We start from the raw sequence: 25,083 nt of genomic DNA, 5'->3' as shown, positions 1-25,083 counted from the left end.
TCATGTTGGGACTGGATTTGCATTTTGAAGATGGAAGAATAGACAGCATGCAGGCTACTCTACCTTTGGATATCGGCCGGGGCCCGGAATGCGGCCTTCGCATAAAAGCGTGGCGTGTCGCCCGGCGGCATGCCCGCATAGAGCAACGAAATGGTGGCCTTTTTCTCGACGACTTCGGCGCGCTGAGCGGGACGATGGTCAACGGTCAGCGGGTCACGCACTATGGGCCGCTTTGCGCAGGTGATGAGATCGTGATTGGGCCTTGCCTTATTCGCCTGCGTGAAGTTGAGGAGGGCTCTTATTCCAGCGTCCATGCGCATGATCGCATTGCAACATGCAGGGCGGCAGATGAGCCGAATATTCACGGTGTCTTGGCTACAAATGAGTCCGCTCCTGCGGTGGCGTCGATATCGAAAGAAGTTCGTCAAGGCGCCGAGCCTCCGGATTCGGTCGCGCCCGGTCTGGACACGCTGTTGCGACATCGCCGGCGCTTGCATGGCATGCTTCTTGAAACGCTGGACTTGCGTCGCCGCGACATTGCCAGCATGAGCGATGAAGCATTGCACAGCGAAGCAATGGCGGCAATGCGAGACATCATTGCCCAGGATAAGGAGTTGCCGGCGACGGTGAACCACGCCGCGCTGGTGCTTGATGTGGTCAATGAGGCGGTAGGCCTTGGCCCTCTGGAGCCCTTGCTCGCTGATCACGGGGTGACGGAAATCATGGTAAATCGCCATGATGAAATTTTTGTCGAGTCGAATGGCCGGTTAAACCGTCATCCCACGGCATTCAGCAGCGAACAGGCCGTAATGGGTGTAATCGAACGTATTGTTTCTCCCTTGGGCAGGCGGATTGACGAAAGCTCGCCCATGGTCGATGCCCGGCTACGCGACGGATCGCGTGTCAATGCAGTGATTGCGCCAGTTGCCCTGCGCGGCGCCAGTTTGACCATACGAAAATTTCCACAGCATCGTCCTGGCATGGATGACTTGCTGCGCGTCGGGGCGCTAGATGAGTCTATGCGTGCTTTTTTAGCGGCATGCGTGCAGCACCGGAAAAATATTATCGTTTCGGGAGGCACCGGTTCAGGGAAAACCACGTTGCTGAATATTTTGTCCAATTGCATCGGCGATGGCGAGCGTGTCGTCACCATAGAGGATGCAGCAGAATTACGCTTGAATCATCAGCACTTGGTGTCGCTGGAGGCAAGGCCGGCCAACCTCGAGGGGCGAGGAAAAATCGATATACGCGACCTGGTGCGCAATGCCTTGCGGATGCGTCCGGATCGGATTGTCATCGGCGAGTGTCGCGGCGCAGAGGCTTTCGATATGCTTGCCGCCATGAATACGGGGCATGAAGGGTCTTTGACTACCTTGCATGCCAATAGTCCCCGCGATGCACTGGCCCGTTTGGAAACCATGATATTGATGGCTGGCATGGATTTACCGCTGGCTGCCGTTCGTGAGCACATAGCGGCCAGTATCGATTTCATTGTGCAGCAGGCACGTTTAGGTAATGGAAAGCGCTTGATTACCTCCATTGTTGAGGTCACTGGTATAGAAAGCGGCAGGATACAAATTCAGGAGCTGTTCCGTTATGTCCCTGGGCCGCCAGCCGCTTTTTCCGGCTGCGGGGTCGTTCCTGAATCTTTTACCGATAGCCTGGGTTCGGCGTGCCTCCCTATTGCTTGGTTTGGCCAAAGCACACCGGCATTCGCAGAGTCCGGCAGCTTGACTGCAGCCAAAGCCGCTGGCTTCGATGCCGCCGGTGTCCAAATCTGATCAACCGTGAGGCACTTATGGTGATTGTGTTTGTGATTTCCGTTGCTATTGCGGCCGTGGTCCTAAGCTGGTTTCTGCAAAAGTATGCAAGCCAGGCTTACGGGCGGTATCGAAACGCCTTCAAAATAGAGGCTACGGTACGCTTGGGCGAGTTCTTTCTTTTCTTGGATCCCGCGCAGCTCTGGTTTGTAAACCTTGTCGTATGTAGCTTTATTTTCGCTCTTGTTTATCTGGTGTCCGGCTTCGTATGGCTTTCAATGGCGATAGGGGCGCTGACCTTGTTGGCGCCGCAATACAGCATCAATTTGTTGAAACGACGGCGTTTGCAGCATTTCGATGAACAGCTGCCCGACTTGTTGCAGGCTCTGGCGGGTGCCTTGCGTGCAGGGTCTGGCGTACAGTCCGCCTTGCGGCATATCGTCGCGCAGTCACCGGTTCCGCTGGCGCAGGAATTTGGTCTGATGCTGCGTGAGCAACGAATGGGGGTTTCGCTGGAGCAGGCTTTGGCCAATCTCTATCGACGCATGCCGACAGAGGGGACAGGCTTAGTGGTGTCCTCGCTGAAGATAGCAGCGCAAAGCGGGGGCAGCCTGGCCGAAACACTGGAGCGTATCGCCGTGACGTTGCGAGCCCGCTTGCATTTGATGGGCCGGGTGCAGGCGTTGACTTCGCAAGGGCGCATGCAGGCCTGGGTGATGGCTTGTCTGCCCTTTGCGCTGGGCATGGTGCTGAATCACCTTGATCCGGATTCCATGCAAGTGCTTTGGCAAACTCCTTTGGGCTGGACCGTGTTGGCCGTTATTGCCGGCTTGGAACTGACAGGAATAATTTTTATACGACGTATCGTTAATATTCAGGTGTGAGATCAAGCTATGTTTTTCTGGCTCAGCAGTGCGGCGGCGGGGTTGTCGCTTTGTTTATTAGTATGGGTATTCACACGACCTGTGGCTGTAAAAAACGAGCAGGCTCCTGAATATTTTCGTGATGTGGCTATGAAGCTGGCCTGGCCTTGGGTGCTAGCGCTGGCACCGCTTTGCGGTCCATTTATTTCTTGGCGCGCCCGCCAGAGGCTTCGACGGCATATTCAAGTGGCGGGACTAGACGCCGCTTGTTCGCCCGAGCATATCGTTGCCTTGCAATGCCTGGCGTTTGTGGTTGCAGCGGCAGGTGTTTCTATGCTTATGCTTGTTTTCGGAAGCGCTGATCTGCTTAAAAGCTTGATGCTGGGGCTATGCGTGGGCTTGGCGTTGATGTGGTGGCCAAGCCGATGGCTGGGTGAACGCGGGCGACATCGCCAGGCGATGATGTTGCGCGAGTTTCCCTTTTTGCTGGATATGACCACCCTATGCGTGGAAGCTGGTCTTAATCTTCAAGGGGCATTGCAACAGGCGGCAATGCATGGCCCGCAGGGCCCGTTGCGGGACGAGTTGCGTCATGCGTTAAATGATATGCGAGCCGGCATGCCGCGTATGCAAGCCTTGAATGAGTTGGCGACGCGTACCGATCTTCGCGCTGTACGAAGCCTGGTAACTGCACTGAGGCATGCCGATCAGCTAGGGATGAACCTGGGTCCGCTGTTGCGTTCGCAGTCCGAGCAGCGACGTACGGAACGTTTTTTAAGAGCGGAAAAGCTCGCACTGGAGGCGCCCGTGAAGATGCTGTTCCCCATGGTTTTTTGCATCTTCCCCTGCACCTTTCTGATTATTGGCTTTCCGATTGCGGTCAAATTGATGGGGACGACATTTTGAACGGCCCAAGGCATGATCTTGATCTTCAACCGCAGGGGAGGGCAGAGGCCTCGGAAACCCCATTGACGCTATACAAGGCCACGAACTTTTGGCCACGTTTACGTGGCCTGCATGCTGTACCCGCTTTGTCGCAAGGTACGGGTCTATATTTGTCGCCTTGCTGGGCCATTCATACGTTCGGGCTGCCTTATGCCATTGATGTGGTCTTTTTCAATGGCGCGTTGCAAGAGCTAAGGCGTGTTGATGCAATACAACCGAATCGTATGGCTTTTTGTTGGGGGGCGGCGTCGGCTGTAGAGTTGCCCGGGGGATTCTGCGCTTCGTATCCTGCTTATGCGGCAGACATACGCAGGGTATTAACCGCTAACGACAGCCTGGTCGGCGAGCTCGGCAAGCTTGCGTGATTCTTTAAGAACCTTGCTGGAGTAGCTGCGCGCATTACCTGAATATTTGATCAAGGCTTTGGTCAGGCTTCCGCCAGCCAGCTCGATGTACTCTTCCAGAATATCGGCGCCTACCCGAATGTTGACTTCCGGATCAAAAAGCGATTCCGACGGACTCAGCTTTTCACGATGCCAGCGGCGAACGACTTGCATCAGTCCCTGGGCGCCATAGCGGTTCTGCACTTTGGCGCGGAACGCACTTTCTTTCTGCATGATGGCGATAAGAAGCTCGGGCTCTATTCCCTCGCGCTTCTCTGCTTCGGCCCAGGCAAGATCTATGTACTTGCGTATCGCCGTCGGATGTTGCTTGAATTTTTTAGCCAGGTATTTTGCCTGTGCCTCTTTGCCGGCCTCTTCAGCAAGTGTTTGCAGGTGTTGGTCGCCTAGCCGTTCAGGTCTGAAATCTGGCTCTTCCGTGGGCCACTCCTGAAGAGCGAATTGGCTGGATAAGGTGACGTCTTGAAGGCCAACTAAGCCGTTGGCCAGAACACCAGCAGGGGCCAGTAGTCCGCACACAAGCAACACCCGAACGGTAGTTCGATATAGGTTGCGGCGCAGTGGCGTGTGGTGAAGCGTTGTAGTTTGAGTATTGAGGTTTTTTGTATTTATCATCGGCCTTGGCGCCTATGGCACCGCTATTTTCTTTAAGAATCATAGCATTGCAGCGCTCGGTGTCCGTCACGAAAAGTAAGGGAATGGTACAGCTGTTGTAGCGACAAGCGACCTAAAAGTAAAAGGCCCGGGCTCGGTTATGTACCGGCCTCAGGCCTTATGGCTTTAACTTTCTACGGCCCAACGTCTTGGGCTCAGTTGAAATTTAAGCGGCTTTCTTTAGCGACTTTTTCAGCGCTTTGATTTTGTTTTCGTGCTTCTCTACTTTAGCTGTACGAGCTTTGATTTTTTGTTTGATCGATTTCACTTTCTTGGACATGGTGCTTTCCTTGCATTTATTTAGGCTACTCGGTGGATTTATGCTTTTTGATAAATCCGCGAATAAATAGCCTGATTTCACGAGCGGCTGTGGTATCCAGTTCTTCGCATAACTGTAAAAACTGCTCGCGATCGGCGGTGCTAATACGAATCAGCAGCTGACTATCTTTTTTATTGAGCTTCACTTTAGTGGGCTTGTCGGACATTTTAAATACTCAAAAAAATAAAGCTCGAATTGAAAAGATATATGCATTGTATATGCGTTTTTGAGCTAAGGCAAGTATTGGGGATGATGTAACCGGTCTGCGTCCAATATCCGCTAATTGGCTGACCGGCAGAACGTCTTCGTGAAGACCTTCACCTGAATAGAGCGCTTATTTCTCAGGTTGCTTTTTGTATCCAATAGCAAACAATATATTAAGAACTGTAAGAAAGAGAACGTGTCACATAGGCTACTCACGCCATACCTAGAATCGCTTCATCTTTAACGGGGGCCGCATTTCTGGCGACCCTTTGATGACTGCTAGGCGGATTGAGATTCAATGGCTGTATATGCTGACTTATTCACGACGTTCGATATGTCGTCTTCTTGCGGTGAAAACCTGGAGTACAGCCCGGAATTCCTGGCTTTGCAACAGGCGGTGGCAGGCAGGCCCGAACAGCAGTTCGGCTCGACCATCATCCCCGAGCAGGCGCCGAACTGGACATTGATTGAACGCGACGCAGTGCAGCTTTGCGAGCGCACTTGCGACATTCGTATCGTGGTCTTGTTGACTCAGGCGTGGGCTGAACTGAAGGGGCTACCTGGATTTGCCGATGGTATCGAACTGCTGGCTACGACTCTGGAGCAGCATTGGGATCATATATATCCTTTGTTGAATCAGGATGACGAGTACGACCCTATGCCTCGTATCAATGCGCTGGTTGCATTGGGTGACTTGCAAGGCGCAGTTCGCAGTGCACGATCGGCCTCGTTGTTGAAGGGTATGCATGGTCAGGTATCGGTGCGTGAGGCGGAGGCTTTGCTTGATGGCAGCAGGACGCAGTCTGAAACCTATCCGGGGGGGCGTCCCCGCCTGATCGAGGCCTTGCGCCATGCCCATCTGTTGCGGGCGCCCGAGCTGCTGGGGGTCTCGCGATCGCTGGCTGGATTGAAGGCGATCGAAGACACCGTCGCATCGCGGATCGGTTCCGAATGGACGCCTGACTTTTCAGGTATCCGGCGCACCTTGAACGTGATCGCCAATGTGATGGAAACGGCTACGGAAGCAGGGCATCCCGACCAGCAAATTCAGTCCTCGGAAGATGGTGCGCCCAGGTTGGGCGAGGCAATTTCGCCTGAGCCGGCCGGCGCTGTTCGGGTCGGCTTGGCGAGTGTTGCCTGGCAAGAGGTGGCGATTCAGTCCCGCAGCGATGCCTTGCTTGCGCTCGAGCAGGTTTGCAGCTATTTCGAGCGCTACGAACCCAGCCATCCTGCGCCTTTTTTGATACGCCGCGCCCAGCAAACCATTCCCCTGGATTTTTACGAAATGTTGAAGAATCTGGCTCCTCAGGGGCTGGATCAGTTCGAGACATGGGTGCCTAAGGCCGCGGCGGAATGATGCGGTTTCAAGAAGCCCGACCCAGTTTGATTTTTAACCCTGCACAAGGAGTGATGCATGGCGACCAGTAAAAGTGGACAAAAATTTGTAGCGCGTAATAGGGCGCCACGCGTGCAGATCGAGTATGACGTCGAGATCTACGGCGCGGAGCGTACTGTCAATCTGCCTTTCGTGATGGGCGTCATGGCGGATCTGGCGGGAAAGTCGTCGCAGCCGCAGCCCGACGTGGCGGATCGCAAATTCATGGATGTGGATGTCGACAACTTCGATGACCGCATGAAGGCCGTCAAGCCGCGCGTGGCATTTCATGTGCCGAATACGCTTACCGGCGATGGTCAGCTTGCTGTGGACATTGAGTTCAACAGCATTAACGATTTTTCCCCCGCTACGGTGGCCAACAAGGTTGAGGCCTTAAAGGGCCTGCTGGATGCGCGCACGGAACTGGCCAACTTGCTGACCTATATGGATGGTAAGACCGGCGCGGAAGAGCTGATAGGCAAGGTACTTGAAAACCCCGCTTTGATGAGCGCGCTGGCCGCCGCGCCCAAAGCCCAGCCCATCACGCCGGACAGCAGCAGCGACGGCAACGATGCCACTAACCAGGCTTGATACGGAATCCGTTTAATGAACGCAAATACTCAGAACGCTGTGTTGCAGGAGCAGCCCGAAGATCAGTACGCCGAACAGGCGGATGGTTTGTCGGCCTTGTTGCAAAAAGAATTCAAGCCCAAGACCGATCAGGCAAGGCTTGCTGTTGAGCATGCCGTCAAGACACTTGCGGAGCAAGCCCTGGTGCACTCGACCACGATGTCGTCGGATGCTTATCAGTCCATTCAGGCGATTATTGCCGAGATCGACAGGAAGCTGTCCGAGCAGATCAACGTGATCTTGCATCATGAGCAGTTTCAGCAGCTGGAAGGAGCCTGGCGCGGCTTGCACTACCTGGTCAACAACAGCGAAACCGACGAGATGCTGAAGATCCGGGCCATGTGCATTACCAAGAAAGAACTGGGTCGCACACTCAAGCGCCATAAAGGCGCGGGCTGGGATCAAAGCCCGATTTTCAAGCGGGTGTATGAAGAAGAGTACGGCCAGTTCGGTGGCGAGCCGCTGGGTTGCCTGGTGGGCGACTATTACTTTGATCACAGCCCGCAGGACATTGAACTGCTGGGGGAAATCTCCAAGATCTCCGCCGCGGCGCATTGCCCGTTCATTGCAGGCGCGTCGCCTGATGTCATGCAAATGGATTCCTGGCAGGAACTGGCCAACCCCCGCGATCTGACCAATATATTCACCAATACCGAATATGCTGCCTGGCGCAGCCTGCGCGAGTCGGAAGACTCCCGCTATGTGGGTTTGGCCATGCCGCGCTTCCTGGCGCGACTGCCTTATGGCGCGCGCACCAATCCGGTGGACGAGTTCGATTTCGAAGAGGAAACCGAAGGCGCCAGCCACGATCGTTATACCTGGTCGAATTCGGCTTACGCGATGGCGGCGAACATCAATCGCTCGTTCAAAGAGTTTGGCTGGTGCACATCCATACGTGGTGTGGAGTCGGGTGGCGCGGTGGAAAACATGCTGTGCCATACGTTTCCCACCGACGATGGTGGCGTGGACATGAAGTGCCCGACCGAGATTGCCATCAGTGACCGGCGCGAGGCTGAGCTGGCCAAGAACGGTTTCATGCCGCTGGTTCATCGCAAGAACTCTGATTTTGCGGCCTTCATCGGGGCGCAGTCGCTACAAAAGCCAGCCGAATATTACGATGCCGACGCGACGGCCAATGCCCGGTTGTCGGCGCGGCTGCCGTATCTGTTCGCTTGCTGCCGGTTTGCGCATTATCTGAAGTGCATTGTGCGCGACAAGATTGGTTCATTTCGCGAGCGTGACGACATGGAGCGCTGGCTTAATGACTGGATCATGAATTACGTCGACGGTGACCCGGTGAATTCTTCTCAGGAAACCAAAGCACGCAAACCGCTTGCGGCTGCCGAAGTACAGGTGCAGGAACTGGAGGATAACCCGGGCTACTACGCCGCCAAGTTCTTCTTGCGCCCTCACTATCAGCTTGAAGGGCTGACGGTCTCTTTGCGGCTGGTTTCCAAGCTGCCCTCTTTGAAACAGAACGATGGCTAGCCGCTACACCGCGAATGCCAGAAGCTTAAGTTTGCTACGCAGTAGCAAGTAGTGCCCTTTTATTAACACTATTTTCAAATCCGGGAGTGTTTTATGGCTGTAGATATGTTCATGAAAATCGATGGCGCCAATGGCGAATCGAAAGATGCGAACCATAAGGATTGGACCGATATCCAGTCGTTTTCCTGGGGTGCGACTCAGCCCGGTTCCATTACCAGCGGCGGCGGTGGCGGCATAGGCAAGGCCAGCTTCAACGACCTGCATGTGGTGGCACGTATTGACAAGGCCGCACCGGCTGTCATGAAGCATTGCGCCAATGGCAAGCACTTGAGCAGGATTGAGCTTTCCTTGTGCAAGGCTGGCGGCACGCAGATCGAATATTCCAAGGTCACGCTGGAAGATGTTCTGGTGACTTCGGTGCAAATCGCTGCCGACAAAGAGTCGGAAGTCGTACTTGTGAATTATGCGTTTCAGGCGGCAAAGGTCAAGCAGCAGTACTGGGAACAGACCGACGCTGGCGGCAAGGGTGCCGAAAGCCTGGTTGCCTGGGATATCAAGCAGAACAAAGAAGCATAAGTAGAAGGGCGGCCGGGTAGCAGGTTTCATGACATGTTATCCGGCTTTTTTTATTCTAAAAAAGCAGATATGACGACCAGACAGCAAAGTGAGCAGTTCGGCAACGATAAAGTACGCGGCCCCGGCGATGACCCACGTATTGCGCGTGATCGCTTGCAACCCGCACTGCTGGACCGCCTGACCGACGATGCGCCGCGGCGGCGTGCTGAATCCCAACGCGGCATGTTGACGCACGCCCAGCTCAGGATTGCAGTATTGCGAGATCTGAACTGGTTGCTTAATACAGTCAGCATTGAATCGTCTCACGACTTGGGTCATTGCGATCATGTCAGGTCATCGACACTGAATTTCGGTGTGCGCGCCCTGGCTGGAAAGCGTATGTCGGAAGTGGATTGGGTGGACCTGGAATGCGCCATCAAGAACGCAATCATTCATTTTGAGCCGCGCATTTTGGCCGACACGGTTGTCGTCCGGTGCATGACAGACTCCGATGTGCTTGAACACCATAATATTCTAAGCTTCAAGATCAAAGGCTTGCTCTGGTGCGTGCCTTATCCCCAGGAATTTCTGTTCCGTACCGTGATGGACCTTGAAAACGGTCACATGGACCTAAGCGATATGGGCGCGCACTGATGCAGCCTCGCCTGCTCGATTACTACAATCGCGAACTCGAGTATTTGCGCGAACTGGGCGCTGAATTTTCCGAGCGTTATCCCAAAGCAGCAGGGCGTCTCGCCATGAATGGCACCGACGTGGCTGATCCCTATGTAGAGCGCTTGCTGGAAGGCTTCAGCTTCTTGACGGCCCGTATTCAGATGAAGATGGACGCGCAGTTTCCGCGGTTCTCGCAGCGTTTGATGGATGTGGCGTATCCCAACTATCTGGCGCCTGTACCATCCATGACGGTGGTTCAGTTTTCGCCCAGCATGAACGAAGGAACTTTGGCGACCGGTTTCCATTTGCCGCGCGGTACGGTCTTGCGTGCAGGCTTGACGCCGGGGGAGCAGACCCGTTGTGAATTTTCCACCGCGCATGATGTGACCTTGTGGCCATTGCGTGTCGAAAGCGCGGAGCTGACCGGATCGCCGGCGGATCTGCCGTTAAGCCGCATAGGGCTGGCCGGACGGGATTCGCCTGTACGGGCTGCGCTGCGCATCCGCATCGCGCTGTGTGGCGGCGCCTTGCTGCACGAGCTGGATCTGAATCAACTGATGTTCTATTTGAATGGCCAGGACGTGCAGATGAGCCGTTTGCTGGAGTTGGTGGCAGGGCATACGGTGGCGGTGCTATGCCACGATACGGCCCGGCCGGTGACCTGCATAGAGCGCTTACCCAAAACCGTTATTCGACACGAGGGGTTCGAGCCGAATCAGGCGCTTCTGCCAGCGGACCCGCGACTGTTTCAAGGCTACCGCTTGTTGCAGGAATATTTTGCCTTTCCCGACCGCTACCGTTTCTTCAGCATCAATGACCTGAAGCCAGCATTGAAACGGATATCGGCCAGCCAGTCGTGCAAAGCGTTTGAGCTGACGATATTGCTGGATCGCAGCGCGGCGGAGCTTGAAAATCTGATCACGGCAGAGCACTTGGCCTTGTTCTGCTCGCCGGCCATCAATCTGGTGCAAAAGCGGGCCGATCCCATAGCAGTGACGGCCCGGGATCATGAATATCATGTGCTCGTCGAGCGTTCCAGCCCTCTGGACTACGAGGTGTTCAGCGTGACCAAAGTGGTGGGGCGCGATTCGTCCGGCAAGCAGCAGGAGTTCCGGCCCTTTTATGGTTCGCTTGAAAAGGACGGCGGCGACTACGGCGCCTACTTCTCGGCCCGGCGCGAGGCGCGTGTGCTGTCGGACACCGGGCAGCGTGAAGGTACACGTACTGCTTACACCGGCAGCGAGGTTTTCTTGTCGTTGGTGGATCGCAACGAGGCGCCGCATTCAGGTCAGTTGCGTCATTTGAATGTGGAAACCTTATGCACTAACCGCGACTTGCCTCTGTTGCTGCCCCGTGGCGGCGAGACCGATTTTACGCTTCGAGTTTCAGCGCCGGTATCGGCGGTGCGTATTCTTAAAGGGCCGTCGCGGCCCCGTCCCGCCTTGACCGACAGCGCGGCGACCTGGCGTTTGATCAGCCATATGGGCCTTAATTACCTGAGCCTGGTTGACGTTGACGCGCAGCAAGGTGCGCAAGCCATGCGCGAATTGCTCAGTCTGTACAGCAACGCCGCAGACGCGGCAACGGCCCGGCAGATTTCCGGCCTGCGTCATATCCGTATCGAGACTATGCATCGCCGCTTGCCTGTACCGGGTCCCTTGTTGTTGGGACGTGGCGTGAAGATTGATGTCAACGTGGATGAGACCGCGTTTGCCGGTATCAGCCCGTTCATGTTTGCAGCGGTGCTGGAGCAGTTCTTCGCGCGCCATGTGTCCATGAATATGATGACTGAAATGACCCTGTCGACACTGCAGCGTGGGCAAATCGCAGGCTGGCCGGCCCGACTGGGCGGACGCCCCGCGGTGTAAAGGCGGAACTATGCTGAGCGAGTATCCGATAGCGCAACACACGTTTAGGCCTGATGAGCCGGTTGCTGTAATGACTGACACCTTGCCGGTGGATTTTTGGGAAAACCTCGAGGCGAATCCCTATTCGCATGATTTGTTTCATGTGTTGCGATGGATCGATGCCCGGGGCGGCGCAAGCAAACCGTTGGGCCGGGCGAACACCCCCAGGGATGAGCCCGTGAGGATGCGCCAGACGCCGAGCATGGCGTTTTCCCCCTCTACGCTGTCGGCGGCGTCTTGCGGTGCCCCCGATAGTATTCCTGAATTGTCCATATACAGCTTTGGACTATTTGGGCCCAATGGTCCCTTGCCGCTGCATCTGACGGAGTATGCGCGGGAACGGATTCATCATCATGGCGATGAAACGCTGGCTGCTTTTGCCGACATTTTTCATCATAGGCTGATCCTGTTGTTTTACCGGGCGTGGGCCGATGCCCAAAGCACGGTCAGTCTGGATCATGCAGATCAGCCGTTCAGCCGTTACCTGGCCAGCCTGCTGCATATGGGCACCGAGGGCCAGCAAGGCAGAGACAGCGTGCCCGACCACGCAAAGTATTACATGGCGGGTCATCTGTTGCGTCAGACGCGCAATCCGGAAGGCTTGCTGCAGATTTTGCGCATCTATTTTGAAGTGCCTGTACAGATCCAGGAGTTCGTACCGCACTGGATACATCTGGATGAAGACCAGCAATTGGCTCTGGGCGGCGCCGGGATGATGTTGGGGCAGACCACTTTATTGGGCGCTGCCGTGCGGGATGCCCAGCACAAATTTCGCATCGAGTTGGGGCCATTGCGTATGGAGGCCTATATGCAATTCATGCCCGGCACAAGCAAGGCTCGGCAGTTGCTCGACTGGGTGCGTCAGTACGTAGGCCTGGAGTATGAGTGGGATGTGCGGTTGGTGCTGGATGAACGGGATGTGCGGGGACTGATGTTAGGACAATCCTCTCCCTTGGGCATGGCCAGTTGGCTGGGTCAGCGGGATCGACAGCAAGGTGATGCGCGCGATGTCGTGCTGAATCTTGAACGGCGCATGGGCGCTGCGTGAATCAGATTGCGCGATGCCTGTGTCGAAATCTGAAAATTTTTCATTGATAAAGTTGGAACCATGTCGGATATAAGCCGTGTAGAACTTTTCGGAAAGCTGGGCGATTTGATGTACAGGACGCTCGATGGCGCAACCACATTTTGCAAACTGCGGCATCACGCTCATGTTGAACTGGTGCATTGGTTGCATCAATTGACGCACGCACAGAACACGGATGTGCACGCCATCATGGCGTACTTCGATCTGGATACGGCGGCGGTCGATACAGGTATTCTTGCCGCGCTGGACCAGTTGCCGCAAGGCGCAGGATCGGTCTCGGATCTGTCCGAGCATATCGATGAAGCTGTGGAAAGGGCCTGGATTTACGCATCGCTCAAATACAGCGCGCCACGTATACGCAGTGGGCACCTGTTGGCCGGATTGCTGAAGGCGACCAGCCTGCGTCATGTGCTATTGAGCATATCGCCCGAGTTCAAGAAAATTGTTCCCGATCTCCTGCTGATGAAGTTTGACGACATCGTACGGGGTTCGGCAGAGCAGGATGCGGCTTCGCCGGCGGCGCCCCAGCCAGCAGCGGGGGCAACATCCCAGGGTGCTGTCGCCCTGGCCCAGTATGCTATCGACCTGACTGCGCGCGCGCGGGCGGGGGAGATCGATCCGGTATCCGGACGCAATGAAGAAATCCGCCAGATTATCGACATCTTGATGCGGCGCCGCCAGAATAATCCCTTGCTAACAGGAGAGGCGGGTGTCGGAAAGACAGCCGTGATCGAGGGGCTGGCCCTGCGGCTTGTGCAAGGCGATGTGCCGCCGGCCCTGCGTGAGGTGTCCCTGTACATGCTGGATTTAGGCTTGCTGCAGGCGGGGGCCGGGATGAAAGGCGAGTTTGAGGCACGCTTGCGTGCCATCATCGATGCCGTTCAGGCAAGCGAAAAGCCTATCGTGCTGTTCATTGACGAGATCCACACGCTGATGGGCGCGGGAGGCGCCGCCGGCACGGGTGATGCGGCCAATTTGTTGAAGCCGGCGCTGGCCCGCGGCCAATTGCGCACCATAGGCGCCACGACTTGGGCAGAGTACAAGAAGTACATCGAGAAAGATCCGGCACTGACTCGCCGCTTCCAGGTTGTCCAGATAGCCGAGCCGTCGGAAGCGCAGACGGTCGTCATGTTGCGAGGCCTGGCGCAAAACCTGGGCGAACATCATAAGGTGTTGCTGCTTGACGAGGCCATAGAAGCGGCAGTACGCCTATCGCATCGTTATATACCTGCGCGTCAGTTACCAGACAAAGCTGTCGCTTTGCTGGATACGGCTTGCGCCCGGGTTGCGGTCAGCCAGCATGCCGTGCCGGGCGAGCTGGACGATTGCCGGCGCGACATCGAGGCGCTGGAAATCGAATCGGCCATACTGGAACGTGAGCAACAACTGGGTATCGAGCACGTGGCGCGCAACGAACAAGTACAGGCGCGTTTATTGGCGTGTCGGGAAAGGTTGGCCGCACTGGATGGGCGCTGGCAGGTCGAGCATGTACTGGTTACCGAGTTACATGGCTTGCGAGGTGCTTTGGACGAAGTGGAACGAGCGTCCGACGAGCAGGCACGGCTGCGTACGGAACTTAACCATTTGCACGACCGGCTTGCGCAACATCAGGGCGAGACGCCGCTCATTTATCCGTCGGTAGATGCTGCCTCGGTGGCGGCGATTGTCGCCGAGTGGACCGGTATTCCGGTGGGACGCATGCTGCGGGACGAAGCCGCCTCGGTATTGCAACTGGCCGACACGATGGAAAAAAGAGTGGTCGGGCAACGTCATGGGCTGGGTGCCATTGCCCAGCGTATTGAAACGTCGCGAGCCAAGCTGACCGACCCCAACAAACCAGTAGGTGTCTTTCTTTTGTGCGGGCCCAGCGGCGTGGGGAAAACGGAAACCGCCCTGGCGCTGGCCGAAACGCTTTATGGTGGTGAGCAGAATGTAATCTCGATCAACATGAGCGAGTTTCAGGAATCCCATACCGTTTCGACCTTGAAAGGGGCGCCTCCGGGCTATGTGGGTTACGGCGAGGGCGGTGTGCTGACGGAGGCCGTGCGGCGCCGTCCGTATAGCGTGGTCTTGCTTGATGAGGTCGAAAAGGCGCATCCCGATGTGCACGAGATTTTCTTTCAGGTCTTTGATAAAGGCTGGATGGAAGACGGTGAGGGCCGCTACATCGACTTCAGGAACACAGTCATTATCCTGACTTCCAATGTCGGGTCAGACCGGGTGGCTACCCTATGCCAGGATCCGGCGAGTTTGCCGTCGGCCGACAAGTTGACGCAGGCCTTGCGCCAGCCTTTGCTGCAGATGTTTCCCGCGGCTTTGCTCGGGCGGCTGATCGTGGTGCCATACTACCCATTGCCTGACGAGATGCTGGCGCAGATCGTATCGATGCAGCTTGAACGCATACGCGTTCGCCTGTTTGAAAACCATCAGATGCAGATGACGGTACAGCCCGAGGCCGTTGATCTTATTGTGAATCGTTGCACTGAAGTCGAATCCGGCGGACGGATGATAGACACCATACTGACCAACACGGTCTTGCCCAGAATAAGCCGCGAACTACTCACCTCGGCTGTTGCGCTCCAGTCGATGAACTCGGTAATCCTGGGCGCCGCGGGCGGCGAGTTCGTCTACCATTTCTCGTGATATTTCTCGCTGGAATGACCGTGCGCAAGGGCTTCGTCGATGAGGCTCTTGCGCTGCGGCGCCAGGGGGTCCTGAAGGTTCAGGGTGCTTGGTGCAGGATCACTGAAAATATGGCTGTCGTGCTGCCCGGGTTCGGTATTGAAGCGTTCATGGGCTGACTCGTAATCCGGCAGCCTATGCTGATTGTCCTGCAGTCTCATTGGGTCGGGATGATTGCGTGGCGCCTGTGAATCAAGCTCGAAGGGGTGCAAGCCGTTGGTTTCGGCCGGGAGGCCCACAGGCAATACGCCGGGGCCCTCTAGCAACTCCTTGAAGATATCCGACGTATCTTGAATGTCTTGAGCATCTTGAGCGGTGATGTCAGGTTCTGGCCCCGGTTGTATGGTGTCGGCGACTACGACGGCTGCGGCGGGCGGCGCTAAGGTATCGGCCTGGAGCGTATAGGCGCCTATCGTCAGGGTGTCGCCCTGAACGAAGGGCATTTCCTGCATCATGGGCAACTGGCGGCCATTAAGCCGCATTTCTGTGTGGCTGGATACATTCATCAAGCTGCAGTCATCGTTCCTGATGCGAACCACAGCCTGAATCCGGCCTACATCCACGTCTTCGCTGAGCAGGAGATGATTGCCGGGGCATCGGCCTATTGTTCCGCCCGGCTCCGTAAAATCAAATGCTGCCAGGAATGAGGATGATGGGTGGGTGACAACGAATCTCATTTTGCCTTCGCCTTGGAAAATACCGGGCCCCACATGGGGTGATTACGCTCAGAGGGAGCCAGGTCGAAGTCGGGATAGCGTTCAAGCAGTCTGTCAAAGCTGCGTTCGCATTGATAGGTGATTTTTTGCAGGCAATAACTGAAGGCCTGAAGTTTCATCGCCGGTATATAAACACTGGGTGGCGCCGTTTGCAGGGTGGCCGACAGTCCGACGGTTCGGGCAACCTGTGCATAGTTCCCCGCGTTGTAGTCTTGTTCCAGTTCCGCCAGCGCTTGCTGTTGGGCGGGGGTGGCTACCGTATCCGGGCCGTTGGGATGAACGGCGCAGGCGCTTAAGGCAAGGCTGGTCAATAGGACGCTGAGCGGTGTCAGGATGCTGTGAGTCATGAATGTTGTTGATACAAAGTTGCGCAATTCTTGCCATCCTAATGGCTCAATGTGTCTGTTTTCTTACTTAGGCCTTCGCAACTCGTTATTGATGTTTTTTGTTTTTTCTTAATGTAAATGAAGTAAGACTCTGTAGGTTTAACGTAAATGACTTCTGTCTTGTGTTTGATAGCGGTCTTATCCGGGAACCAGAAAAACAGGGAATCATTGCATGATCACACGGCCTTACGGGCGTACGTTTTTAACCGCTTGTTTTTGTTTGGCCTTGGCCGGTTGCGCGGCGACGGCTAGCCGCTTGGCTGTGCCTTATGTGGTCGAACTTCAGGCCATGCCTGACGTGAATCCAGGCGTCAACGGCGAGGCATCCCCCATACAGCTGACCGTTTATGAATTGAAATCGGTCAGCAAATTCCAGTCTACGGGCTACTTTGCATTGCAGGGCGATGCCAATGCGGCGCTTGGCGACGAGCTGCTGGCCACGAGCCGCGTCATTCTGAAGCCTGGCCAAACAGAAATCATTAGCCGTCCCGGAGATGTCAACGCCAAAGCCCTGGCCGTCGTGGCCGGCTATCGGGAACTGGATGCCAGCCAATGGCGTCAAGTCGTTGAATTGCCGGAATCCAGGCGCACGAATATTTACAAGTTCTGGCAATTTTCGCCGGGCGAAAAGCGCATCAGGATTGAAGTTGGAAAGCGCGGCATGACGCTTGTTCCCAGCAACTGATCAGTTATTTCTATAGACAGGCTAAGGTCGATAATGGAACGAAAGAAAGTGGTTTGGTCCGAGGGCATGTTTTTGCGCCCTCATCATTTTCAACAGATGGAACGGCATCTTGAGCATCGCAGCGGCGTTCACACACAATGCGCAGCAGGTGTGTTCTGGGGATTCAGAACTTTGCAGTTGGATCTGGATGCACTGGCGTTGGGTCGCCTGGCCCTGAAGCAGGCGACAGGTGTTTTTCCTGACGGCACGCCTTTTGATTTCAGTTCACCAGAGGATGCGCCTGAAGCGCTTGAACTGCCCGCCGGCGCACATCACAAGAAAATTATGTTGGTCGTACCGCGGCGCCGCCGTGGCGGGCAGGACGTGTCGTTTGAGGATGATGCCGACAAGCTTGCGCGTTACAGCGTCGTGGAAGAAGAGGTTGCCGACTCAAGCGCCGTGGCGCTGGGGCCTGCGGTGCTGCAATTGGGGCGCCTGCGTATGCGTCTAATGCAGGAAGATGACGTGGGCGGCGAATGGCTGGCTTTGGGTGTTGCGATTGCGCTAGAGCGGCGCAGCGACAACCGCCTGCTGCTGGACGAGCGCTACGTCCCCCCGACTTTGGCTGCGGGCTTTAATCCGGTACTTCGTTCATTCGTCCACGAGCTTTATGGCTTGCTCGAAGCGCGCAGTGAGCTTTTGGTTCAGCGGTTGGCAGAGCCAGGGCGGGGCGGCGTTTCAGAAGTATCGGAGTTCTTGCTGCTTAAAACAATTAATCGTTATCGCGGGGCGATATGGCATGCGCGGCAGCTTGAAACCCTGCACCCAGAGCGCATATTCCACGACTTATTGATGTTGGCGGGTGATCTGGCAACGTTTTCCGCTGAAACGCGGCGTTTGGTTTCTTTTCCCGAGTATAGGCATGATGACTTGGCATCGAGTTTCGAGCCATTGATGGCGCAGCTGCGCCGGTCGCTGTCGGCCATTCTGGAAGACAAGGCCATTCAGATTCCGCTGGAAGACAAAGGGCAGGGCGTGCGGGTGGCCCACTTCAATGACCTCGACATGGTGCGCACAGCAGGCCTGGTATTGGCCGTTCATGCACAAATGCCGTCCGAACTTACGCGTACCCGACTACCTGCGCAGGCCAAGCTGGGGCCTATCGAGCGCATACGCGATCTGGTTCATCTGCAGTTGCCGGGCATCACTTTGCGACCTTTGGCTAACGTACCAAAGCCGCTTCCGTATCACGCGGGCTATATCTATTTTGAACTGGAAAAGAGCGGCGAAATGTGGAGACAGTTCGAGCGCACCGGTGGACTGGCCTTGCATCTGGCGGGCGATTTTCCTGGTCTACAGCTTGAGTTTTGGGCGATTCGCGAATGACGCAAGAAAGCTTCACCATGTCCAACAATACGTTGGTCGCCGCCGCCAATTCATTGTTGGTGTTGATACCGCAAATCCGTGCAACGCCAACGCACCCATCCCCGCAATTGTTGCGTGAGCATCTGCTGGATGAAGTGCGCCAGTTCGAGATGCGTGCGCAGCAGGCGGGTATTGCGAACGAAACCATCCTGGGCGCGCGTTACTGTCTATGCACGGCGCTGGACGAAGCGGCTGCCTTGACGCCGTGGGGCGGCAACGGCGTGTGGTCGGCCCATAGCCTCTTGGTCACCTTCCATAACGAAACCTGGGGCGGAGAGAAATTCTTCCAGTTGCTGGCCAAGCTGTCGCAAAACCCCAGGCAGCATATCGATTTGCTGGAGTTGTTGTACTACTGCCTGCTGTTGGGCTTTGAAGGACGATATCGGGTAGCGGATAACGGCCGCAGCCAGCTCGATACCGTGCGTCAGCGGCTGCTGTTGATACTGCGCGACGTGCGTGGGGAATATGCTGCCGCGCTATCGCCGCATTGGCAGGATGCGCCGTTGCTGGCGCAGGTCAGACGCTTGCCGGTTCCTCTGTGGGCGTTCGCCGCCATGGCCGCAGCCATTGGATTGTTTTCCTATTTCGGTATGAGCTGGAGCCTGGGCAGCAAGTCCGATGGCGTGTACACCGCGATGGCAGGGCTTAAACCTCCGGTGCTGCCGGCGCCGGCCCCCAAGGCGCCACCACCCGCACCCGCCGCCGTCCCGTTTGGCCAAACCCTGATGGGATTTCTGGCGCCGGAGATCAGGGAAAACTTGCTGGCAGTTCGTAATGAGGCGGATCGCAGCGTCATCATCCTGCGTGGCGATGGGTTGTTCACATCGGGCTCGAATGATCTGCGTTCTGAATACATTCCGGTGCTGTCGCGTGTTGCTGACGCACTGAACCAAACCCAGGGCAGCATTCTGGTCAGTGGCTATAGCGACAACGTACCCATACGTACTGTGCGCTTTCCGTCGAACTGGGAACTCTCGCAAGCGCGCGCGGATGCTGTCAAGGCGCTTTTGCAGGATCGCGTGATGCAGCCCGAACGTGTTCGCGCCGAGGGCCGTGGTGATGCCAATCCCGTAGCGCCCAATAACAGTCCGGCTAATCGAGCCAGAAATCGTCGCGTGGAAATCACGCTGTTGGTGTCTCCCGTGGCGGCAGGTGCTACCAATCAAGCACAAGGAGGGCCCCGGCCATGATGGGCAATGTAATCAGTATTCTGCTTAGCCGTGGTCTCTGGAACTTTTTTGGTCTGGTCGCGCTGGCGCTGTTGATATGGGTGGCAGGTCCGCTGCTGGCGGTCGGTGCCGTTCGACCCCTGGAATCCGTAACGGCCCGTACTTATGTGATTGTCGCGCTGTTCGCAATCTGGCTATTGCGCGTGCTGTGGAGGAAATGGCGCGAAGGGCGGCTTAACGCACAACTGCTGGGACAGCTGCGGCGTCCGTCGAAAAAGACAGTCGCGCAAGATACCGAAGAGAACGCAGAGATCAAAGCCTTGTCCGATCGCTTCGATGAGGCCATCGGTCTTCTGCGCAAGATGCGGTTCGATGGCAAGGCAAGCCGCTTTTCGTTGGCACGTTTTTCACGCCAGCATTTGTATCAGTTGCCCTGGTATGTATTCATCGGCGCGCCCGGTTCGGGCAAGACCACGGCGCTGGTCAATTCGGGTTTGAACTTTCCTTTGGCCGAACGATTCGGCAAAGTCGCACTAAAAGGCGTCGGGGGTACCCGCAACTGTGACTGGTGGTTTACCGACGATGCCGTCTTGCTGGATACGGCAGGCCGCTACACGACGCACGAAAGCGATTCGGCCGGCGACGAGGAAGAATGGAAAGGCTTTCTTAGCTTGCTGATCCGCTATCGTGGACGCCAGCCCGTCAATGGCGTCATGCTGACGGTCAGTATCGAAGACTTGTTGTCGTCGTCCGACACTGAACGGGTACAGCATGCGGCGATATTGCGCCGTCGTTTGCAAGAGTTGCGGGATCAGCTGGGTATTCAGTTTCCCGTCTATATTCTGGTGACCAAGTCAGACTTGATGTCGGGCTTTAGCGAGTACTTTTCGTCGTGCAGCCGTGAAGCACTGAAGCAGGTATGGGGATTCACGTTTCCTTATGCCGACACCCAGGCCGAAGGCTTCAATCTGCATGAGTCATTCAATAATGAATACGAGCTGCTGAAACAGCGGCTGTATACCGCCTTGCCTGATGTGCTCAGCGCCGAGCCCGATGAAGGCCGACGTGCATTGGCCTATCTGTTGCCTCAGCAGTTTGCGGGACTGCAGTCCATACTCGGCCACTTTCTTAGCGACGTGTTCGCCACGTCCAGGTTCGAATCGTCGCTGATGCCGCGCGGAGTCTACTTCACCAGCGGCACCCAGGGCGGACAGACTTTCGATCATGTTACGGGACCGCTCAAGCGTTATCTGAAAATCGATGGCCCGCCCACCAGTAGCAGTGTGGAAGACGGCACGCCGGGCGGACATGGGCGCAGTTTCTTTCTGCAGAATCTTTTGCAAAAGGTGATTTTCCCCGAGTCGGGGCTGGCCGGACGCAATATGAAGTGGGAGCAACGCTACCGGCGGCTGCAGTGGGGCGGGTACGCCATGGTTGGCACATGTCTGGTGTTGCTGCTGCTTGGCTGGATTAATAGCTATCGCCACAACAGCGCTTATCTGGATACGGTAGAAGCGCGTATTCCTGACGTCGAATCGCTGGGCCGCGACATCAAGCTTGACGCATCCGGCGATGTGCTGGGCTTGCTTCCCTATCTGGATGCGTTGCAGGCATTGCCAGCCGGCGATGGTTTTGAAACGGATGATCCGCCTTTTAGTCATGGCTTTGGGCTTTATCAGGGCAGGAAAATGCAGGCGGGGGCCGATGGCGCCTACCAGGCCGCGCAAGATCAGGTGCTGAGTCCGCAAATAGCGCAGCGCGTCACTGCAGCGCTGGAGTCGGCGCCGGGCGGCGATCTGGAATATTCCTACGAGGCTTTGCGCGCCTATTTAATGCTGTATGACGCCAAACGCTATGACCCGGAGTTCATGCACACCTGGCTTTTGTCCGATATGCGTGCGCTGTTGACCGTGGGGTACACCAGAAAGCAATACGAGCAGTTATCCCTGCATCTGCGCCGGCTGGTCGACAGTCGCGTGTTGACCTCACCGTTCGCCAAGAATGAAGCATTGGTTGCAAAAACACGGGCCAACCTTGATCAGCACGCCCTGTCGACGCGGGCTTATAGCCGCTTGAAACGCTTGTTGCTGAATGACCAGATGACCGACACGACGTTTCTTGATCTGGCTGGACCTTCGGCGATGTCTGTATTCACACGCGCCAGCGGCAAGCCCTTGAACGAAGGCATCCCCGGCCTGTACAGCTATCAGGGTTATTGGGACAAAGTCGATAAGCAGGTTGGCGGGGTTGCCGCCAATTTGAAGCGTGACGATCTTTGGGTGATGGGTTTGGCCGCCGCAGATCGTGACAGTACCGTGCCCAATGCGCAGTTGATTGCGGATATCAAGCGACTGTATTTGGCTGACTACGTCAAGAACTGGGATGCCTACCTGGCGGATCTGACTTTGATCCCCGCCCAGACACTATTGCAGAGTATAGAAATGGCGCGCACGCTGTCGGGCGGCAATTCGCCTTTGGTTCGTCTCATTCAATCGGTTGCCAGGGAAACGACGCTGCTTCGCGACAGCCAGAACGATGAGCGTTCTTTGGTCGATCGCGCCAAAGAAAGGGTGAACTCGACACAGCATTCGCTGGAACGGATGTTTGGTTCTGTATTGCCTGGCGATCCGGCGCGTCAAACGGATCCGGGTGAACGCATCGAAGCGTTGGTCGACCGGCATTTTGGCATGTACCGCAATATGGCAACCGCGCCCCAAGGCGGGCAGGCGCCTATTGTTGCGACCACCGATTTGATTAATGACCTGTACGTGTATCTGACCGCGTCGGATGCGGCGCTGCGCAGTGCCGGCCCGGTGCCGGCATCGCCCGTCGTCACGCAGCTTCAGGCCGAAGCGGGAAGGCTGCCCAAACCGGTGGGAGGCATGTTGACGCAGTTGTCCTTGCAGGCATCGAACGAGGTGTCGGATGTCGAGCGTCAACGCCTGGGACAAACGATTTCCGCCAATCTGGGTGTGTTCTGCCGCCAGGCTATTGCGGGGCGCTATCCCTTCTCGGCTAAATCTTCACGCGATGTGGCCCCCAACGATTTCGCGCGCCTGTTTGCACCGAACGCCATGATGGATGATTTCTTCCAGAAGAACCTGGCGAATCATATCGATATGTCGGGCTCGCGCTGGCGTTTCAAACCCGGCATTGATGGCGAGAAGGGCGAGATGGCGGGCTACCTGGATGCCTTCCAGCGCGCCAGCACCATACGTAGTGTGTATTTCACGGCGACGGGAACCGATCCGTCTTATCGTGTGTCGATCCGGCCTATTCAAATGGATTCGACTATCACGCAGTTCATCATGAACGTAGATGGACAAACGATTAGCTATGCGCATGGTCCGCAGGTGGGCACGACGGTGCAGTGGCCGGGCACGCGTGCAAGCAATCAGGTGAATATTGAACTGCTGCCACAGACCGGGGTGTCGGGTTTGTCGGCTTCAGGACCATGGGCCCTGAATCGCCTTCTGGACAAGGCGACTCTGAAGCGCGGACCTTCACCCGAAATCACCATTGCCACCTTCTCGATCGGTGGACGTCAAGTGGTGCTGGAGCTCAGTGCCAATACCGTGAAAAGCCCGTTCAGGCTGGATGAGATGCGGGGCTTTAGCTGCCCGGGCAAAGGATAGGCAAGCATGCACAAGCAGAATGCCGAGGCATGGTGGGAAACCTTGGGTTGGTACGGAAAAATCCCTGCCAATGGCGATTTCATACACAGGCGCCTAAGTCGCGAGCTGATCTTATGGTGGGACAAGTGGCTGCAGATGGGCGTGGCAGGCATGCATCAGTCAGATGCCGCCAGTATTGAAGCGTCCTATCTGAACGCGCCTTTATGGAATTTCGCCATTCCGGCGGGATTCGGGTCAGGCGTGGTGCAACTGGGCTGTATCGGACCCAGTCGGGATCGGGTCGGGCGCTGTTATCCGCTGGCCGTCATGTTGAGCATGCCGGAGCGAGATTTCCAGCCTGCGGTATTGGCCGGGGCGACTGCTTTCTATCGACAGCTTGGCGTCAGTCTGTTGGCTGCCTTGCGTCATGGGTGTAATCCAGAGCAGTTCGATCTGTCCTTGCGAACGGCCTGCGGTCTGATCAATACGATGCTTACGCCGCAACCTGTTGTGGCTGATGATCCCGGCACTGACATTTTGAGCGTATTGAATGTCGGACATGCGACCCCGTTGTCCGTGACGACGAATGACGACTTGGGGTGGCGCGATCTGCCTTCGTACTTCAACCCAAGTTCGCACACCAGTTATTGGTGGACCAACACGATAGAGGGCGCGGCGTACAAGAGCCACGTCCATGGCGGCGCGCTGAACGCCACCTTGTTCAACAAACTATTTATCTCTCATGCAGGCTATCGCTAATATGACTAACGTACCTCCCGGTTGGATTTCTGTGCGCGACAGTGGGTGGTTGTCTGCCGGGCACAATCTGACCGAAGTTGACCTTAAAAGGTGCATGGCCCAGTTAGCGCAAGCACTGCAACCTTTGCATCGGGAAGATCGCCTGTACGCAAGGATCTCGCTTGATGATGTGTTCATCGATGCTGACGGGATACTGCGGATAGCGGCGGGATTGGCGGTGCCAGCAGACACTTGGGTGGAGTCGGAGGCATTGTGCGACGTGAATCGTGCCGGGTTTGCGGCATTCGAACAGCATGCCGACGATCCGGCCTGGCCGTTGGGGCCATGGACAGATATCTACGGCATGTGTGCGCTGATCCGTACGCTGATCCTCAAGCAATCCCCGCCTGATGCTGTGCAGCGTATGGTGTCGGATGCATGTGATCCCTTGCGGGGTATGGCTATGCCAGCATACTCACGTGAGTTTCTTGGCGTCATTGATCGCGGTATGTCTTTATTGCCGCAGTTGCGCTTTTCCTCTATAGATGATTTTTCCGACCTGTTGGGCTTGTCGCAGCTTGCGCCAGCAGCGCAAGAGCAGAATGTTGCCGCAGTGTCTGTAGCGCCGGCCTTGAACGGTGGCGGTGCGCCTGCGGTATATGACGACATGGAAGCTGATGAGGGTAGCGGCATCCCGGAGGTCCCTAAGAATTCGGCGTCGAAAAAAGCACCTGTCTGGATGATAGGTTTTGTGGCGGCCATGTTGATTGCATTGGGTGCATGGTGGCTGCAGGATGATGCGGTCGACCCATCTGTCGCGGCATCG

The 25,083-nt window shown here is 56.3% G+C and carries 21 protein-coding genes; 17 read left to right on the top strand and 4 right to left on the bottom strand.

Annotated elements, in window-relative coordinates; translation table 11 throughout:
- Nucleotides 1–2 precede the first annotated feature (2 nt).
- The 3 genes from ABWO67_RS02075 (at nucleotide 3) to ABWO67_RS02065 (ending at nucleotide 3,529) form a co-directional block, all read left to right on the top strand.
- A complete protein-coding gene (locus ABWO67_RS02075) occupies nucleotides 3–1,781 on the top strand; it encodes a TadA family conjugal transfer-associated ATPase (protein ID WP_353146799.1) in 1,779 nt (592 codons plus the stop codon).
- A gap of 17 nt (nucleotides 1,782–1,798) precedes the next feature.
- A complete protein-coding gene (locus ABWO67_RS02070; protein ID WP_353146796.1) occupies nucleotides 1,799–2,644 on the top strand; it encodes a type II secretion system F family protein in 846 nt (281 codons plus the stop codon).
- A 225-nt stretch (nucleotides 2,645–2,869) separates the two neighbouring features.
- Nucleotides 2,870–3,529, top strand: a complete 660-nt coding sequence (locus ABWO67_RS02065; RefSeq protein ID WP_353146793.1) for a type II secretion system F family protein — start codon at nucleotides 2,870–2,872, stop codon at nucleotides 3,527–3,529.
- A 356-nt stretch (nucleotides 3,530–3,885) separates the two neighbouring features.
- Here the strand turns inward: ABWO67_RS02065 and ABWO67_RS02060 are convergent, their stop codons facing one another.
- Together ABWO67_RS02060 and ABWO67_RS02055 are read right to left on the bottom strand one after the other, a co-directional pair.
- Entirely contained in the window at nucleotides 3,886–4,584 is a 699-nt protein-coding gene (locus tag ABWO67_RS02060) for a transglycosylase SLT domain-containing protein (protein WP_353146790.1), read from the bottom strand.
- 344 nt (nucleotides 4,585–4,928) lie between these two features.
- Nucleotides 4,929–5,108, bottom strand: a complete 180-nt coding sequence (locus ABWO67_RS02055) for a hypothetical protein (protein WP_353146787.1) — start codon at nucleotides 5,106–5,108, stop codon at nucleotides 4,929–4,931.
- 336 nt (nucleotides 5,109–5,444) lie between these two features.
- Between ABWO67_RS02055 and tssA the strand changes: the two genes are divergently transcribed.
- From tssA to tssH, 8 genes are all read left to right on the top strand, one after another.
- Nucleotides 5,445–6,503, top strand: coding sequence for a type VI secretion system protein TssA (gene tssA / locus ABWO67_RS02050; RefSeq protein WP_353146784.1), 1,059 nt, complete (start codon nucleotides 5,445–5,447; stop codon nucleotides 6,501–6,503).
- A gap of 57 nt (nucleotides 6,504–6,560) precedes the next feature.
- Nucleotides 6,561–7,112 carry a type VI secretion system contractile sheath small subunit gene (tssB, locus tag ABWO67_RS02045; RefSeq protein WP_353146781.1) on the top strand — a complete coding sequence of 184 codons (552 nt, stop codon included), beginning with the start codon at nucleotides 6,561–6,563 and terminating at the stop codon, nucleotides 7,110–7,112.
- A 15-nt stretch (nucleotides 7,113–7,127) separates the two neighbouring features.
- Nucleotides 7,128–8,639: a type VI secretion system contractile sheath large subunit gene (gene tssC / locus ABWO67_RS02040; RefSeq protein WP_353146778.1), complete on the top strand. Its 1,512-nt coding sequence runs from the start codon at nucleotides 7,128–7,130 to the stop codon at nucleotides 8,637–8,639.
- A gap of 93 nt (nucleotides 8,640–8,732) precedes the next feature.
- Nucleotides 8,733–9,215: an Hcp family type VI secretion system effector gene (locus tag ABWO67_RS02035; RefSeq protein ID WP_353146776.1), complete on the top strand. Its 483-nt coding sequence runs from the start codon at nucleotides 8,733–8,735 to the stop codon at nucleotides 9,213–9,215.
- A gap of 69 nt (nucleotides 9,216–9,284) precedes the next feature.
- Nucleotides 9,285–9,848: a type VI secretion system baseplate subunit TssE gene (gene tssE, locus ABWO67_RS02030; RefSeq protein WP_353146774.1), complete on the top strand. Its 564-nt coding sequence runs from the start codon at nucleotides 9,285–9,287 to the stop codon at nucleotides 9,846–9,848.
- Nucleotides 9,848–11,737 (top strand): type VI secretion system baseplate subunit TssF, encoded by a 1,890-nt coding sequence (tssF, locus tag ABWO67_RS02025; protein ID WP_353146771.1) that lies wholly within the window; start codon nucleotides 9,848–9,850, stop codon nucleotides 11,735–11,737. Before tssE ends, tssF begins: the two co-directional genes overlap by 1 nt.
- A 70-nt stretch (nucleotides 11,738–11,807) precedes the next feature.
- Nucleotides 11,808–12,824, top strand: a complete 1,017-nt coding sequence (gene tssG / locus ABWO67_RS02020; RefSeq protein WP_353146768.1) for a type VI secretion system baseplate subunit TssG — start codon at nucleotides 11,808–11,810, stop codon at nucleotides 12,822–12,824.
- A 60-nt stretch (nucleotides 12,825–12,884) separates the two neighbouring features.
- Nucleotides 12,885–15,506, top strand: a complete 2,622-nt coding sequence (gene tssH, locus ABWO67_RS02015) for a type VI secretion system ATPase TssH (protein ID WP_353146765.1) — start codon at nucleotides 12,885–12,887, stop codon at nucleotides 15,504–15,506.
- On the opposite strand, the gene ABWO67_RS02010 is transcribed toward tssH, so the two are convergent.
- Entirely contained in the window at nucleotides 15,491–16,222 is a 732-nt protein-coding gene (locus ABWO67_RS02010; protein WP_353146762.1) for an FHA domain-containing protein, read from the bottom strand. The genes tssH and ABWO67_RS02010 overlap by 16 nt on opposite strands.
- A complete protein-coding gene (locus ABWO67_RS02005) occupies nucleotides 16,219–16,608 on the bottom strand; it encodes a TssQ family T6SS-associated lipoprotein (RefSeq protein WP_353146760.1) in 390 nt (129 codons plus the stop codon). The genes ABWO67_RS02010 and ABWO67_RS02005 overlap by 4 nt, the downstream gene beginning before the upstream one ends.
- A gap of 211 nt (nucleotides 16,609–16,819) precedes the next feature.
- Between ABWO67_RS02005 and tssJ the strand changes: the two genes are divergently transcribed.
- From tssJ to ABWO67_RS01975, 6 genes are all read left to right on the top strand, one after another.
- Nucleotides 16,820–17,332: a type VI secretion system lipoprotein TssJ gene (tssJ, locus tag ABWO67_RS02000; RefSeq protein WP_353146758.1), complete on the top strand. Its 513-nt coding sequence runs from the start codon at nucleotides 16,820–16,822 to the stop codon at nucleotides 17,330–17,332.
- 33 nt (nucleotides 17,333–17,365) lie between these two features.
- Nucleotides 17,366–18,697: a type VI secretion system baseplate subunit TssK gene (tssK, locus tag ABWO67_RS01995; protein WP_353146756.1), complete on the top strand. Its 1,332-nt coding sequence runs from the start codon at nucleotides 17,366–17,368 to the stop codon at nucleotides 18,695–18,697.
- Nucleotides 18,694–19,926 carry a DotU family type VI secretion system protein gene (locus ABWO67_RS01990; protein ID WP_353146754.1) on the top strand — a complete coding sequence of 411 codons (1,233 nt, stop codon included), beginning with the start codon at nucleotides 18,694–18,696 and terminating at the stop codon, nucleotides 19,924–19,926. The genes tssK and ABWO67_RS01990 overlap by 4 nt, the downstream gene beginning before the upstream one ends.
- Entirely contained in the window at nucleotides 19,923–23,540 is a 3,618-nt protein-coding gene (gene tssM, locus ABWO67_RS01985; RefSeq protein ID WP_353146752.1) for a type VI secretion system membrane subunit TssM, read from the top strand. The genes ABWO67_RS01990 and tssM overlap by 4 nt, the downstream gene beginning before the upstream one ends.
- Before the next feature lie 6 nt (nucleotides 23,541–23,546).
- Nucleotides 23,547–24,278: a type VI secretion system-associated protein TagF gene (tagF, locus tag ABWO67_RS01980; protein ID WP_353146750.1), complete on the top strand. Its 732-nt coding sequence runs from the start codon at nucleotides 23,547–23,549 to the stop codon at nucleotides 24,276–24,278.
- 1 nt (nucleotide 24,279) lies between these two features.
- A partial coding sequence (locus ABWO67_RS01975) for a serine/threonine-protein kinase (protein ID WP_502929946.1) occupies nucleotides 24,280–25,083 on the top strand: 804 nt, incomplete at its 3' end.

Source organism: Pollutimonas bauzanensis (genome assembly GCF_040393045.1).
Lineage (GTDB): Bacteria > Pseudomonadota > Gammaproteobacteria > Burkholderiales > Burkholderiaceae_B > Pollutimonas > Pollutimonas bauzanensis_A.
Note: the sequence above shows the minus strand (reverse complement) of the source record. Positions and strands in the feature narration are given on the sequence as shown.

Bases quoted from the DNA above. Each gene is read 5' to 3' on its own strand.
- tssM (WP_353146752.1), top strand. From the start codon at position 19,923: ATGATGGGCAATGTAATCAGTATTCTGCTTAGCCGTGGTCTCTGGAAC.
- ABWO67_RS02005 (WP_353146760.1), bottom strand. From the start codon at position 16,608: ATGACTCACAGCATCCTGACACCGCTCAGCGTCCTATTGACCAGCCTT.
- tssG (WP_353146768.1), top strand. From the start codon at position 11,808: ATGACTGACACCTTGCCGGTGGATTTTTGGGAAAACCTCGAGGCGAAT.
- ABWO67_RS02010 (WP_353146762.1), bottom strand. From the start codon at position 16,222: ATGAGATTCGTTGTCACCCACCCATCATCCTCATTCCTGGCAGCATTT.
- ABWO67_RS02060 (WP_353146790.1), bottom strand. From the start codon at position 4,584: ATGATAAATACAAAAAACCTCAATACTCAAACTACAACGCTTCACCAC.
- tssF (WP_353146771.1), top strand. From the start codon at position 9,848: ATGCAGCCTCGCCTGCTCGATTACTACAATCGCGAACTCGAGTATTTG.
- ABWO67_RS01990 (WP_353146754.1), top strand. From the start codon at position 18,694: ATGACGCAAGAAAGCTTCACCATGTCCAACAATACGTTGGTCGCCGCC.
- ABWO67_RS02055 (WP_353146787.1), bottom strand. From the start codon at position 5,108: ATGTCCGACAAGCCCACTAAAGTGAAGCTCAATAAAAAAGATAGTCAG.
- ABWO67_RS02075 (WP_353146799.1), top strand. From the start codon at position 3: ATGTTGGGACTGGATTTGCATTTTGAAGATGGAAGAATAGACAGCATG.
- tssH (WP_353146765.1), top strand. From the start codon at position 12,885: ATGTCGGATATAAGCCGTGTAGAACTTTTCGGAAAGCTGGGCGATTTG.
- ABWO67_RS02070 (WP_353146796.1), top strand. From the start codon at position 1,799: ATGGTGATTGTGTTTGTGATTTCCGTTGCTATTGCGGCCGTGGTCCTA.
- tssA (WP_353146784.1), top strand. From the start codon at position 5,445: ATGGCTGTATATGCTGACTTATTCACGACGTTCGATATGTCGTCTTCT.
- tagF (WP_353146750.1), top strand. From the start codon at position 23,547: ATGCACAAGCAGAATGCCGAGGCATGGTGGGAAACCTTGGGTTGGTAC.
- tssE (WP_353146774.1), top strand. From the start codon at position 9,285: ATGACGACCAGACAGCAAAGTGAGCAGTTCGGCAACGATAAAGTACGC.
- ABWO67_RS02035 (WP_353146776.1), top strand. From the start codon at position 8,733: ATGGCTGTAGATATGTTCATGAAAATCGATGGCGCCAATGGCGAATCG.
- tssK (WP_353146756.1), top strand. From the start codon at position 17,366: ATGGAACGAAAGAAAGTGGTTTGGTCCGAGGGCATGTTTTTGCGCCCT.
- tssB (WP_353146781.1), top strand. From the start codon at position 6,561: ATGGCGACCAGTAAAAGTGGACAAAAATTTGTAGCGCGTAATAGGGCG.
- tssC (WP_353146778.1), top strand. From the start codon at position 7,128: ATGAACGCAAATACTCAGAACGCTGTGTTGCAGGAGCAGCCCGAAGAT.
- tssJ (WP_353146758.1), top strand. From the start codon at position 16,820: ATGATCACACGGCCTTACGGGCGTACGTTTTTAACCGCTTGTTTTTGT.